At 28.5% G+C, this 13,603-nt stretch carries 16 protein-coding genes; 12 read left to right on the top strand and 4 right to left on the bottom strand.

The genetic code is table 11. The features are described 5' to 3' along the window. Nucleotides 1-233 precede the first annotated feature (233 nt). The 12 genes from LQ688_RS13715 (at nt 234) to LQ688_RS13660 (ending at nt 9,240) form a co-directional block, all read left to right on the top strand. Complete coding sequence (locus tag LQ688_RS13715; protein WP_147641271.1) at nt 234-1,502, top strand: TcaA 3rd/4th domain-containing protein; 1,269 nt, start codon at nt 234-236, stop codon at nt 1,500-1,502. 350 nt (nt 1,503-1,852) lie between these two features. Beyond that, nucleotides 1,853-3,304 carry a formylglycine-generating enzyme family protein gene (locus tag LQ688_RS13710; protein WP_147641272.1) on the top strand — a complete coding sequence of 484 codons (1,452 nt, stop codon included), beginning with the start codon at nt 1,853-1,855 and terminating at the stop codon, nt 3,302-3,304. Further along, on the top strand, nt 3,304-4,521 hold the full coding sequence (locus LQ688_RS13705) for an MFS transporter (RefSeq protein WP_147641273.1): 1,218 nt from the start codon (nt 3,304-3,306) through the stop codon (nt 4,519-4,521). Before LQ688_RS13710 ends, LQ688_RS13705 begins: the two co-directional genes overlap by 1 nt. 394 nt (nt 4,522-4,915) lie before the next feature. Beyond that, nucleotides 4,916-5,134, top strand: coding sequence for a hypothetical protein (locus LQ688_RS13700; protein ID WP_147641274.1), 219 nt, complete (start codon nt 4,916-4,918; stop codon nt 5,132-5,134). A gap of 105 nt (nt 5,135-5,239) precedes the next feature. Then, the gene (locus LQ688_RS13695; protein WP_147641275.1) at nt 5,240-5,656 is read left to right on the top strand and encodes a hypothetical protein; all 417 of its coding nucleotides are present in this window, start codon (nt 5,240-5,242) and stop codon (nt 5,654-5,656) included. Then, complete coding sequence (locus LQ688_RS13690; protein WP_147641276.1) at nt 5,657-5,977, top strand: hypothetical protein; 321 nt, start codon at nt 5,657-5,659, stop codon at nt 5,975-5,977. It abuts the gene before it with no gap. Between the two features lie 19 nt (nt 5,978-5,996). Then, nucleotides 5,997-6,194 carry a hypothetical protein gene (locus LQ688_RS13685; protein WP_147641277.1) on the top strand — a complete coding sequence of 66 codons (198 nt, stop codon included), beginning with the start codon at nt 5,997-5,999 and terminating at the stop codon, nt 6,192-6,194. 142 nt (nt 6,195-6,336) lie between these two features. Continuing rightward, nucleotides 6,337-6,690 carry a hypothetical protein gene (locus tag LQ688_RS13680; protein ID WP_239732650.1) on the top strand — a complete coding sequence of 118 codons (354 nt, stop codon included), beginning with the start codon at nt 6,337-6,339 and terminating at the stop codon, nt 6,688-6,690. A 5-nt stretch (nt 6,691-6,695) separates the two neighbouring features. After that, nucleotides 6,696-7,583: a DNA/RNA non-specific endonuclease gene (locus tag LQ688_RS13675; protein WP_239704185.1), complete on the top strand. Its 888-nt coding sequence runs from the start codon at nt 6,696-6,698 to the stop codon at nt 7,581-7,583. A gap of 18 nt (nt 7,584-7,601) precedes the next feature. After that, complete coding sequence (locus LQ688_RS13670; RefSeq protein WP_147641279.1) at nt 7,602-7,976, top strand: hypothetical protein; 375 nt, start codon at nt 7,602-7,604, stop codon at nt 7,974-7,976. Nucleotides 7,977-8,172: 196 nt separating this feature from the next. Next, nucleotides 8,173-8,364, top strand: a complete 192-nt coding sequence (locus LQ688_RS13665) for a hypothetical protein (protein WP_239704186.1) — start codon at nt 8,173-8,175, stop codon at nt 8,362-8,364. A gap of 18 nt (nt 8,365-8,382) precedes the next feature. Continuing rightward, a complete protein-coding gene (locus LQ688_RS13660; protein WP_239704187.1) occupies nt 8,383-9,240 on the top strand; it encodes a hypothetical protein in 858 nt (285 codons plus the stop codon). A 1,025-nt stretch (nt 9,241-10,265) separates the two neighbouring features. On the opposite strand, the gene LQ688_RS13655 is transcribed toward LQ688_RS13660, so the two are convergent. The 4 genes from LQ688_RS13655 to LQ688_RS13640 form a co-directional block, all read right to left on the bottom strand. After that, nucleotides 10,266-10,772 carry a phage tail protein gene (locus LQ688_RS13655; protein ID WP_147641282.1) on the bottom strand — a complete coding sequence of 169 codons (507 nt, stop codon included), beginning with the start codon at nt 10,770-10,772 and terminating at the stop codon, nt 10,266-10,268. 3 nt (nt 10,773-10,775) lie between these two features. Next, nucleotides 10,776-11,525 (bottom strand): SAR2788 family putative toxin, encoded by a 750-nt coding sequence (locus tag LQ688_RS13650; protein ID WP_147641283.1) that lies wholly within the window; start codon nt 11,523-11,525, stop codon nt 10,776-10,778. An 18-nt stretch (nt 11,526-11,543) separates the two neighbouring features. Further along, on the bottom strand, nt 11,544-12,347 hold the full coding sequence (locus LQ688_RS13645; protein ID WP_147641284.1) for a S8 family peptidase: 804 nt from the start codon (nt 12,345-12,347) through the stop codon (nt 11,544-11,546). Between the two features lie 197 nt (nt 12,348-12,544). Further along, complete coding sequence (locus LQ688_RS13640) at nt 12,545-13,549, bottom strand: Y-family DNA polymerase (protein ID WP_147641285.1); 1,005 nt, start codon at nt 13,547-13,549, stop codon at nt 12,545-12,547. Nucleotides 13,550-13,603: the final 54 nt, after the last annotated feature.

The following is a 13,603-nucleotide window of genomic DNA, read 5'->3' as shown; positions in this document are numbered from 1 at the left end:
GCCACGAAATTAGCATCATGCTAGCAAGTTAAGCGAACACTGACATGATAAATTAGTGGTTAGCTATATTTTTTTACTTTGCAACAGAACCTATAAAAACATATCCTTTAATTAAAAAACGATTTGGATTTAAAGTCAGCAGGAAATCACAACTAAATTAAAACGTTAAGCACCTCTTAAATCGGGGTGCTTTAATTTTAAAAAAAGAATGTAAAAGGATTGAAGGAAGGCGTATGAAAAAGAAAAAAGTTATATACTTAATATTGAGTGTTATAATCACAATTATTTTAATTAGTATCATTAGTCTTATAGTTGTTTTTAATAATAATGGTGTCGCTCAATTGGAATCATTTGAAAAAGCTATGGACGAAAAAGATTATGATACCCTATCCCATAAGTTATCGACCGCTTCTTTATCTGTATCAAAAGAAGAAACTAAAGCCTTTGTGACTTATATGTACAAAACGAATAACATTAGAAAGTTTCAAAAAGAAATGTCTCAGATAAAGCAAAATATTAAAGATGATAAAACTAAGAACTCAATTTATGGAACAATTACCGATAATCAAAACAATACGATTATTGAAGTGAAGCAAAATGGTAGCCACATGTTGATATTAGATAAAATAAGCTTTAAGCCCTATTCATATAATGTTTACCTAAAGCCACAAGATACATCAATGACATATCTTTTCAAAGACTTTGACGGTAAAGAACAAACGGTTGTGACTGATCCGAAAAGTTATACTAAATTTGGCCGCTTCTTTGTAGGTGAATATAATCTATCAGCTATTAAACGCTATGAATCCCCTTCTTTAGTTAAAGGACAACAAGAAGCCAGAATTAATATAAAGACAGATTTAAGAAACGCGAAGAATAAAGTTGTAGCAACAGAAAACTTTAAAGAATCTAGTTTTCAAGTAATTTTAGATAATGATGAACAATTAAAAGATTTAAAGATTTATGTGAATGGTGTTCAGACAAAGTATGATGAAAATCGTATATATGGACCGTACCCTTCTAACAGATCTATTTCTGTACATGCTGAAGGTAAATATAAAGGTAAAACTTTAAAATCTAATACAGTTAAAGTTAAAGAGAATAAAGACATCAACCATCAAAAAATAACGATGAAATTTGATACAACGAAGATAGATGAAATGATTAAAAAAGATAGAAGAATAGAAAACGAAGCTAAAGCGTTCATGAACGACTATACTAAGGATTTAAATAAAGCTTATAAAGAAGTAGATTACAAGCATGTAGAAAAGTATTTCGAATCAAACTCTAGCTTGTCTAATCATATTAAGTCTATGGTAGATAGTAAAAATAAATCTAAGTACACTATGCCAATATATACAAGCTATAAAAAAGACGGTTCAAAGATATACATAGAATTAATAAAAAAGGATAAATCGAATAATACTATTAAATCTCAATATGAATTAGCGTACAATCGCAAAGATAAGTCTTTTAAAATCGTATCATATGGTGATGTGTAGAAAACATAAGTTATTAAAAGGATTCTTATTTTTCTGAATGTGTTTTGGGATTTCTTTTCCCTTTTAAATAGCTCTATTATTTTTTAATTGCATTTTAATTATTAGAAAAATTAAAATTTTCTGACAAATCAATGATATTTATATTTATTAATGATACAATATTAATTGTACATATATTTGACTTTAGGAGGCGACAAATATGAAAACTTTAGAACGTGATTGGAAAGAGAGTATTTTTGAACCTGTACTTAATGTAAGTAATGACAAATGGGATTAATTCAATAAACAAAAGTCTTATAGACTATAGTCTATAAGACTTTTGTTTATTGAATTTAGAAAGGATGGAAAAAATGATATATACATCTAATGATAATTTAGAAATTTATAATGAAGATATGGAGGAATTATTTAAAATTGATAACTTACTTAAAAATTTAAATTTAAGGGATAAGGATGAAACTGAAAATACCATCCAATCTGTATTAGATATATCTAGCAAAATACGACATTTTGCAGTGGCTGAACAATTATTTGGAATGGCTATTGGTTTTAAAAATAGTTATGTAAGGTCAAAATTAATAGACTTTGTTAAATGTTGGTTGCCTTATCCTTCGGCTATTGAAACAATAATTAGATTAACCCATGACCCAGATGATGTAGTTTCTTTTAAAGCCATGAGTGTTTGTGGAGAAGAAAAAATAGAATTATCTGTTAAATATTTATCAGATATTGTTGGAGATATTACAGAAAGAAACACACCTAGAAAACCAGTAGGTTTAGGTGCCCAGATAGTAATACATAATTTACTGAAAATATATGATGCAAAAAATGAAGAAGAACTAACATATAAAAAAACTTATTTTGAAAAATATTTAAAATTTATGAATAACTATGAAAGTAAGATAAATATTTCTTCGATAATTAAAGAAAAATTTAAAGCTTTAAATGAAGAAAATATGATTTATGTAGAAGAAGGTTTCTTTGATTACGGTATAAGTGAAAATGAAATTAAAGAAAAAGATTTTGCTTGGACAGACAATACGCCTAGTACTAAAGTTTGGTTACCTGCTTATTATATTGATAAATACCCAGTAACTAATGAGGAATATGATGAGTTTTGTGAATTTGTTGAAAAATATGGACATATTTTTTGTCATCCAAATGAGCCTAAAAGTAAAAATCACAGAAGAAATACTTACTATGATTCTAGATATAAACCTGATCATCCTGTATCTGGTATTGATTTCTATGATGCCTATGCCTACGCTAGATGGAAAGGAAAAACTCTACCATCTGAATTTCAATGGGAAAAAGCTGCTAAAGGAAATTCTGTAACAAAGTGGCCATGGGGCAATGATTTTGATGGTCGTAAAGTACGCTACTCAGGAACGCTTTTTGAAAAAAAACCAGATTCTATATCAGAATGGCATGATAGATTAATAGATGTATATTACAACCAAGATATAGCACTTTCAGAAAGTATTAATGTAAAAAGAAATGTTTCAAGTTATGGAGTTCATAATATGCTTGGAGGTAATTGGGAATGGACCAAGAGTGATTACTTTTCCAAGAGAATGTTTCATCCTTCTTATAATCATAATCATGATAAATTAAACCAATTCGGAGTTTTAAAGGGAGGATCTTTTTATTCACATCAAGAGCTAATGTATCCTGCATTTAGAGGGAAAGATATACCGTTTTGCAGGCATGATGAAATGGGATTTAGATGCGTTAAAGAAATTCCATTACCATTATTGAGAAAAGCAAATAAAAAACCTATTGAAAATAAGGCGATTTACTAATGTTTTACAATTTAAGTTTTTATTCGTTATTAGTAACGCAGCTTACAACTAATTTAGCTTTTTCATTCTATACAATGGCAATTACTTACTATGTATATACTTTAACTAATTCAGTCTTTTTTTCAAGTTTAATAACTTTTATCAGTGTTGGTTCAAAAATCCTTTCAGGGTTAAGTATAAGCATTATAACTGAAAAGATTAAAATAAAAAATCTTTTAGTATTTAATGCTATATTTCAAATACTATGTATGACAATACTACTTATAGGCATTAATAATAATGTCAACCTTGTCATACTTTATATAATTATCATGTTTCTATCTTTTTCAAATGGTATTTTCACTCCATTGAAATCAAGAATACTGAAAGAAAATCTTGATAATAATGATATGGCAAAAGGTCTGTCTCTCATTACGAGTTTAGATCAAATACTGTTATTTTCTGGATGGATATTAGGAGCTTGGATTATTTCATTGATTGGTAATAATAATCTTTTATTGCTTTCTTTAATATTGCTTTCACTAGCTTTTATAGCAATTATTAATATAAAAATGAAAAATAAAAAGGAAGAGTTACAAAGTAAAAATCCAATTATTACAATTATGAATTCTATTTCGTTGTTAAATAGTAAGCCCATAATTAAAGTTTTAATTATCATTGAGTGTTTAGAAGTTTTAATAGGTTCCATTTGGATAGGGTCCGTCACATTAAAGTTTGTCCAAGTACATTTAAACCATGATGTAACATGGTGGGGATATATTAATGCTAGTTATTATTTAGGCACTATATTAGGCGCTTTTATTGTAATGAAGTATACTGAATTCTTTAACAAACGACCTATCCAGAAAATCACTATTTTTATGTTCATATACGGCATTCTATTGCTTCTATATTCGTTTAATATAATTGATATTTTTGCATTAATACTAGTCGTGTTGATTGGTCCAGTTTTACAAATAAAAGATATTATTCAGGAAACCTACTTTATAAATAAAATTAATGAAAAAGATATGATTAAGATCACAGGTTTAAAGAATTCACTTGTACAACTTTCCTTTTTAGTTTCTATATTACTAGTAGGTTATATTACTGAATATATACCTATACAGTATATTTATACTATTTCAGGTGTGATAACCTGTCTAATAGCAATTATGTTTTCTAGGTATATGTATACTAAAAATATACACCTAGAAAAAGTGACAAAAAAGACTTAAATCATACTAATTTTTATACCATTTAGGTAATTTAGACTAAATATAAAATCTTACTTTTTTCTTATGTATTGTTCGGTTTAAACAAATCTTCGTTAACTATATTGAACTCGTTAAAAAAGATAAATCGAATAATACGATTAAACCTCAATATGAATTTAGCATACGATCGTAAAGATAAGTTATTTATTAACCTATCATATGGTGATGTATAGGAATAGGCCAGCACGTTATAAGAAACAAATTGAATGATAGAATGTTAAGTTTTATCTACCTATGTTATAGACATGGGTAGTTTTTTTATATTCCAACCAACAAATAGTTAACATTAGTTTACAATATGTTTGTTTGTATGTTACAATATGTTTGTAGTTAATAATAGAAAGGAGTGAAAACGATGGATACGCAGGCATTGAAGTTTGTAAATAACTGTAAGATTTATACACTCGCTAGACATAACATTGGTAAAGGTTATACCTGTATTGTCGTTTTTGAAAATGGTGTATTTCTCGGATTGTTAGATATACCTGTAAATGAGCAGATAGAAAACACGTTACTCGATACCGCTTCAAAAATAAAAAAAGACGTAACGTTTTTAGAAAAAACGCACGCCTAAATCGAAAGTTTTTTAAAGTGCTTGTGAACTTAGTTATCACCTTAAAAACTGGTGGAATGAGGACACATTCAACCTCTTATTATAACACTATAGGAGGTAATTATCATGACTAGAATGAATAAAAAGATTAATTCAATTGAGTTTACTTCAAATGGTAATCTGTATGATTTAAGACTGCAAGAAACAGACAAAGACGATAAAGTCAGACAATACGAAAATGGTTATTTAAAAGGTGTTGCTACAAGAGGAAATAATGAACCTTCTGAAATTCTTGTCTTATTAAAAAGTATTGAGATCATGAGAGATACTGATTTTGTTATTAAAGCTATAGAGTTTGAAAAAGATAATGAATTGTATGAATTAAGATTACAAGATGTATCGAATGGTGCTTGTAAAGTAAGGTTATATAAGAACAATGAATATGTAGACCAACTGAATACAGCAAATACTGAAGATAAATATAGTGTTGTTTTGATAAAGGCGCTCAGTATCTTGAATGCGAATCAAAGGAGAGTGGTTTAAATGATTAAATATCATACGCAAGAATCACTAGAAAAACTACAAGATATAATTGATAATTTCGTTGAAGAAAAAGGCACTGGTATTACAAAAAATATAGATGAAAAATCAATTATAATCATAGGCTCAGATATGAAGACTGTAAACGACGAAAGTCAATTCTCTTTTGTAACGCTTAATGTTCAAACTTTGGAATTAGAAAAAGAAATAAAAAGCCCTAAAGATTGGATAACTGAGAAAAAACCATTTAAATCAGTTGAGGATTTAGAAGAATACTTGAATGAAACCACATATGAAGAATTGATTTGGTTTAAAGCGTTATAAAAATCTAAGGAGGGTTACTATGTTAGAACAAATATTTGAAGCACATAACAAAAAGTATATGTTCTCAAAAATTGTGAATCTTTGGGGTGATGTAGAAATTGGTTTATATGAAAATTCGGATTTAATTGGATATCTAAATGAAAAGTATTCAGTAGAAGAAGCAGCTAAATTGATTAAAGCACATCAGGAATTTAAAAAGTTAGGTGTTATAGTTTGATTCTGTTATTCCCCTGCTATGTTATGGTGGATATAAAAAAAGCGACCACACAAGTGATCGCATATTTGGTTAACAGAATCATCTATTAAACCAAACAAAAAGGTATATTTATTATAACATAATTATAGACGGAGGAACTAATATGGATTTCAAAAAAATTAATGAGGTATTAAATCACGATCAAACTATATACACAAAATCTAATGGTATGAATGTAGCAATTAATACAGAATTAGGTTGTTATGTATCAGAAACAAGTGGTGTTTACTCGGTTTCTGATTTAAAAAATAATAACTTAACTAATATAGGACAAGAACCTATAAAAATATTAGGTATGCAAGAAGTCGGAGATATACTTGGCAAAAGTAGACATGGTGTGCGCTGGGCTTTAGAAAATGAACATTATGATGTAGTACCTAAACCGGCTTTTGTAAATCATCAAAAACGTGGCAATACTTATTTTTGGTTAGAATCACAATTTGATAAGAAAGGTTGAAAAATATGAAGTACATCAAGACGTTACTCGCAATAATCATAACAAGTACCCTATTAGCTGGGTGTGATTTCGAAAAGGATATTAAAAGAGAACTTAAACAAGAAGCTAATAATCAAATAGATAAAGGTTTAAATGAATTAAAGTCGAAAGCATTTAGTAAAAAATCGACAGTAAAAACAAGTGAAGAAGACAAGGCGCTTATCAAGGTTCAAACTAACGAAGAAAATTACGCTTTATTGAACGACAATAAAACAACACTCACAGATTATGATCAGCAACTCTTGAACCAAAATGGTAATGATAAATTTTGGGCTAAGTATTCAGATTTAGATGATTTAGGTAGAGGTGGCAGAGTTACAGCGCTTGTAACTAAACAAGCAGTTGATAGTCATTCATCCAAAGCGCAAGAACGTCCCTCTTTTGATTCAACAGTACGACTTGCAGGAGAATTTAAAGATGGCACTTACGATCCACTTGAAAAAAGGTGGAAAGGCAATGAAAGTAATAATCAAATATTACAGTTAGATGGTTATAAAGGTTATATCTATAACAAATCTCACTCATTAGCATGGTCGCTTGGAGGGGATATGGAAACGCACAATTTAACACTAGGTACAAGAGCGCAAAATGTCGGTAGTAATAGAGCCAGTGAAGGTGGCGGTATGGGTTATCCTGAAACGCAGGTTAGAAATGCGATATATAACCACCCTGAAGCTAAAATTTATTATGATGTACACCCTGTGTACAATAATGATGAATTATTACCACGTGGTTCACATGTAAGAGCTTATTCTATTAATGATAACGGTCAGACCGTTAACTTAAACGTTTGGGTATCTAATACTCAAAAAGGTGTAACGATTAATTATAAAGATGGTACTTATGAATATTAAAATAGTTAGGGGAATATTATGGGATTTCTTGTAAAAAATGCAAGTAAAATAAGAATTATAGTTATTGTTATTTTTATAGCTATTATAGATATGATTGGAGATAATATATATTCTCCTTATTACTATATACCGTTAACTATCTTATTTGTGACAATACATTTTTGGTTAATCGGCATTCGAAACAAGAATCAAGCTTTAAGTATTAAAGCTTTTAGGGTAAATATGATATTAAATATTATTCTTTTCATACTATGTATTATAGGTGTGTATATATTTAATTTAAAAAATCACTGGGTTAACAATCCTTTTATTGTACTATCTTACATTTTTATTATAGTAATAATAGCAATTTATATATATCACAGAGAAAGTAAAAATAATGAAGTATCATAAAGGAGAAAAGAAAATGGATTTTATTATTAAGCATATGATTAAAATAAGAGTTTTACTTATTCTAACCTTCTTGTTTCTGACTATTGTTATTGTTGAAGCAGACAAAACCTATTCTTATTATCTAGTGTTTATCATAGCTTTTACTTGTATCAACCTTTTTTTAACAGCATTAGAAAATAAACCTAGAGCAAAAGATATGAAGACGTTTAAAATTAATATGTTATTGCGATTCATTCATATAACTATCTTTCTTGCGATTGGTTATATATTAACGATTCGAACACACCTATTTGAAACGGTTTGGATTGGTCTAGGATTTATTGCGATAGTTACTATATCGGGTATGTATATTGATAAACGAGATAAAGAAAATACAATTTCAGATTAGTGAAATGGAGTTGATTGTATGATCAACCTTGATAAATATCAAGCAGTATATGACATATACGGTTTAACTAATAATCAAATTGAAATGAATACAGGATTAACAGAAAAAGAATTTAATGAATACTTCAGTAATGAAAAAACAATTAGTCTTGAAGCTATTAAAAACTTTGAGAATTTATATGGAATAGATTATAAGTTTTTAAATACCGCTTCTTTCATAAGAGAAGATTATGGAATCATTAATAATAGTTTAGATGAACCTATTCTTGCTAAAGAACTAAACTATTTAAAGTATATACATTACTTTTACTCTTCTCTTATTGATTTAGTTGTTATTCCAGATTATGAGGTATATCTATCTGATATATCTAAGTATTATCGAAAACTTAAAATACAAGGGTGGAATAGTTTTAAGATTGCTAAAAATATGCGAAATTTCTTACAAGATACTTTTGAATCGAGAAAACTAGATGTCATACTTGAAAAATTAGGTGTACGGATTGTTAAAAGAAGCTTATTGAGATATGGAATTAAGTCTTATCATGTGTGGATTGAAGACATTCCATATATCGTAGTAGATAAACATATCAATAATAAGCGATACCATATTGCGAAAGAGTTTATGCATATATTAGTGCCTAAGACATTAACAGAAGAAGAAAATCACTTTTTAGCAGATTCATTTCATATATACTTTGAACTATATAGAGATTCTAACTCCCTTGCTGAAGTTATAACCTTACTATCAGAAGATAACCCGAATTTCTTAAAAGACTTTATGTTGCAGCATAAGTTGAACATTGATTTCTTTAACAAACTATTTGAGCTACATCCCTCAACTATTAAATATTTCAAATCTCAAAAAGTATACGAGTAAGGAAGTGATCACAATCTATCTAATGGTAAATGATAATAGAACATATATTGAGGTTACTTGTCCTTATTGTAATAATCATGATGGAAATTTATTTAAAAAAATTAACAATGCCACGATGAAATTATCAAGATGTAATACATGTAATAAGGTATATGAAATTAGGAAAGAAAAACCTCACAAATACTTGATTGTAAAATATCAATGACAAATATAAAAACCACAACAATTATAGCGACTTGTTGTGGTTTTAACGTTCATATGACATAGTGTTGGTTTATTAGTGTATGATTAAATGCTCCCGTAATTAACAACCTATAAGTTTACTATACAATATTTTACTACGAATGGTAGTCTATTAAAATGTCCTAATATTGTACTACTCACTTTCTCTATGTTAATATTTAAGTGTAATATAAATAGCCATCAGAAACCGGCAAAGTATCTGATGACTATTGAGTAAAGGCTCACAGGATGAATGTGATTACCAAACGAACCTTATTGGGTTAGAGCTAACTGTATTTAGTAGTGTTTATACAGTTAGCTTATTTTTTGGTTGTTTTTAATAGCAAGGTAAATTACATATGACATACTAATTGACCATGTTATTACAAGTGTAAAATCAAAGTAAATATTGATATCAATATCCATGCTACCACCCCTCTCTGTATACCAATTCAAGACTCGAGAGGTGTCACAAAATGTAAGGATCTTTTACTCAATTATTATTATATCATCAAGACCAAGTGGTGTTACTTATAATACCTTATAATTTCTTTAAAAAATAGGGTTGACTTGCTTTTAAAGTGATAGAATCAGTGTGAAATCAAAAAGAAATTTTGAATATAATTCTAATCTTTATGACCAACTATAAGCCCTTTTCTTGATTTGAGGGTACTACTACTTGTTAAGCTTATGCCATTCATAACAATATTTTACATACGAATGATAGTATATATAAGTCCGATTCTAAAGAAAAAAAGAGAGAAACATAGATCAAAAGGGAACTATGTTTCTCTTTATAATTATTAAACAGTTTCTTGAATTGTATCTATATAATTCCCAAATTCTGTTTTTATATTAGTAATTGTTTCTTTAGAAAAACTTATGATATCTATCACAGAATTACTAAGATATATCATATTTTTATCATTATAGAAGATGATATATGGTTCTACTAATCCTTTTTGAATATATAAAGAATAATTAATTATTTCTGTATTTTTTATATTTTCAATAGTTGCAATAATATATTTTTCATCAGTATAATGGAGTTCTTCATGCCAGTTTGTAATAGATAGAAAACGACCAATTCGTGTTTTTTCTCTAAATTTAACAGGATATAAATACTCAGATAAAAATGAACACTTTGTATTAGATTGGTTGCTAAACAACTGATTAATAATTTTAGAAATTTGCTTTTTTTCAAAACTATCTATATCAAAACGCATTCTATTTTCATGAGATGATTGAAAAAATGGAATTTCATTTTCTAAATCAAAATTTATTTGTTGTTCTCCGATGTTAATAATCATTTTTTAATCTCCAATTCTTTTTAGGTTGGCATCATATGTACCGCTTCTTGTTTTCTTACTACCTAGATTTTTAATGCTACTTGCACCTTTCCATGCACCTCCATTGTGACCATCTTTATCAACAGAGATATATTTGGGATTGCCTTTACCATTTTTCTTAAAGACCTTTTTGCCATGAGATACAGATTTTGTTGCAGAATAACCTAAGTTTTTAGCTGCTTGAGCAGCAACTTGAGGGCTTGTACGAATCATTGATGTTACAACGGTTTTACCATATTTTTTGATAGCCATTTTAAGACCTTGTTTAGCTATAAAGCCAACTAATACAGCGACTACTGGAGCAATTGAAGCTTTGACTTCATTTGTATCATATACTAATTTTTCTCCAGTATCTTGATCAGTGAATTCAGCTTTAAAGTCATTTTCATTCACAATTCTTAAAAACGTTACATCATATGTTTTATCAAGGTTATTACCATATTCGTCATTTAATGAAGCATCTACGGTAATTTTATCTGTATTTAAATCGTATTCTAAGTTACTTTCAATATCTAAATCTTTTGATTTATATTCATTTTCAATGTAATTACGTTTATTTTTAGTATAAATATTTTCTTTAACTTTGTTTTCATTAACTTTACTGTTAGAACTATTTAAATCGGCTTCTTTTATTACTTCAGCAGCTTCCGCAAAGTTCCCATAAGTCATCGTGATAATACTAGCAAGTAATAAAGCTATAAGTTTGTTTTTCATATTTTCTCCTTTGATGTATCAATTTATTGGGTATTTTTTTAAAACATGTGACAAATTATTTCTTGAATCCAATTTAGTTGTTAGGTAAGAAGTGAAATAAGCAGCGGCAAAAGATGTTCCATTTACAGTTGTAAATTCATCTTTTGAATCTAATGTATAAACTTCGACACCGGGCGCTTTAAAATCGACTTTTTTAGTTGGTGCATAAATAAATGGTTTGTTATTTTTATCTATTGCTGTAATAGAATAGACCTCATTGAAACGAGCAGGATAGTCACTATAATCATCCATATTATTTCCCGCTGCACCTACTAAAATGATACCTTGTTTTTTAGCTTTTTTTATAACATCATGTAATTCTTTGTTGTAACGTTGAAAGCCAAAACTCATATTGATAATATCTACATCGTTTTTAATACTCCAATTGATGCCATTCACTATACTATCTGTCTCTCCACCGAGTTCATCATCTAAAACCTTAACATCGTAAATACTTACTGTTTTGCTTATCCCGATTAACTTTTCTTTATGTTTCCCATATGTGATAATACTTGCGATTTGAGTGGCATGATTACTATTTGTAGTTATTTGATTACGCTTATTTATAGCATCATATTTTTTTGTGACAAACGCATTGTTAATTCTTTCATTATTAATACCTGTATCTAATATAGCCACTTTCGTATTAGAGTTGTTTGAATCTTTTTTTGTTAAATTTAGCGTTTCCCACGTCCAATTATTTGGCTGTTTATAGAAATAAAATGAGAAAAAAACTATAAGTATAATGATTACTATAAATAGATATTTGACACTACGTTTCATACGACACCCATCATTATTATCTAAATATACCCTTATTGAGATTGTTTAGAGAATAAAGACCTCCTGTTTAAATTTATATATTCAGTAATATAAATAATAAAAAACATTCTGAATATATATACTTTATATGTTTACTTATCTTCATATTTATGTCAATGATTGTTTTTATTTACAATATATGTTTATAAAGTTTATGTTTATGCTTTATGACCTGCTATAAGTCCTTTTCGTTGGGATAAAGTTCCGCTTCTTGTTAAGCTTGCCCCTTTCATAACGATATTTTTACCATATTTATGACGTATCACGTCAAGCTGATTTTCAATATTTTCGGTTTTGACTTGAATAGGATCATCAAATAATGATAATTGTTTAATCTTGTTAGGTATGAACATTCCGAAAGATATACCAATCGTTCGATATAAAGCTTCTTTTTCAAGCCTGTTTGATAAATACCGCCATAACTCATTAATAATTGCATAAGTATTTTGGTAACCATGTTTATTAGTGAACTGTTTTCGTACACCTCCACCGTCAGAATATCCAACATTGATACTTATTCTAGTAGGATAAAGTTGTTGATTTCTTACTCTAAAATAAACCTCTTCTACCTGTTCCATTAAAACCGTTTTTAACTCATTCATTTCATAATCACGCATAAGTATTTGAGATTTACCTAAAGATTTATGTGTTGTTTTATGTGGGAATCTTATGATACTTTCATCTATCCCGTTAGCATGTAAATGCAAATCAACCCCAACTATTCCAAAATCTCTTTTCAAATATTCAACTGGATAGTTTGCTAAGTCCCCTATTCTGAATATCCCTTTTTTATTCAACTTTGCTTCAGTTCGTTTATTAATACCCCACATTTTGGTTAAAGGTTCTATATGCCATAATTTTGCGGGTATATCTTCATAACGCCATTCAGCTATTCCTTCTTTTGTTTTCTTTGCTTCTAAGTCCATTGCTAATTTTGCGATTAAAGGATTAGAACCAATACCAACTGTGCTAAATATTTTCGTTTCATCATAAATCCGCTTCTGAATGATTTGTGCCATTTCATAAGGCGTATTAGCAAACAAGTGCATACTTTCAGTGACATCAAGGGCGCTTTCATCTATAGAGTACGTGTGTAAGTCTATAGGTGCTACATAGTCTAAAAATATGGTTCTGTTGCAAAGTAAAAAAATATAGCTAACCACTAATTTATCATGTCAGTGTTCGCTTAACTTGCTAGCATGATGCTAATTTCGTGG

Origin of the sequence: Mammaliicoccus sp. J-M40 (assembly GCF_022386395.1) — a bacterium.
Taxonomy (GTDB): Bacteria; Bacillota; Bacilli; order Staphylococcales; family Staphylococcaceae; genus Mammaliicoccus; species Mammaliicoccus lentus.
This window is presented reverse-complemented; position numbering and strand designations above follow the sequence as displayed.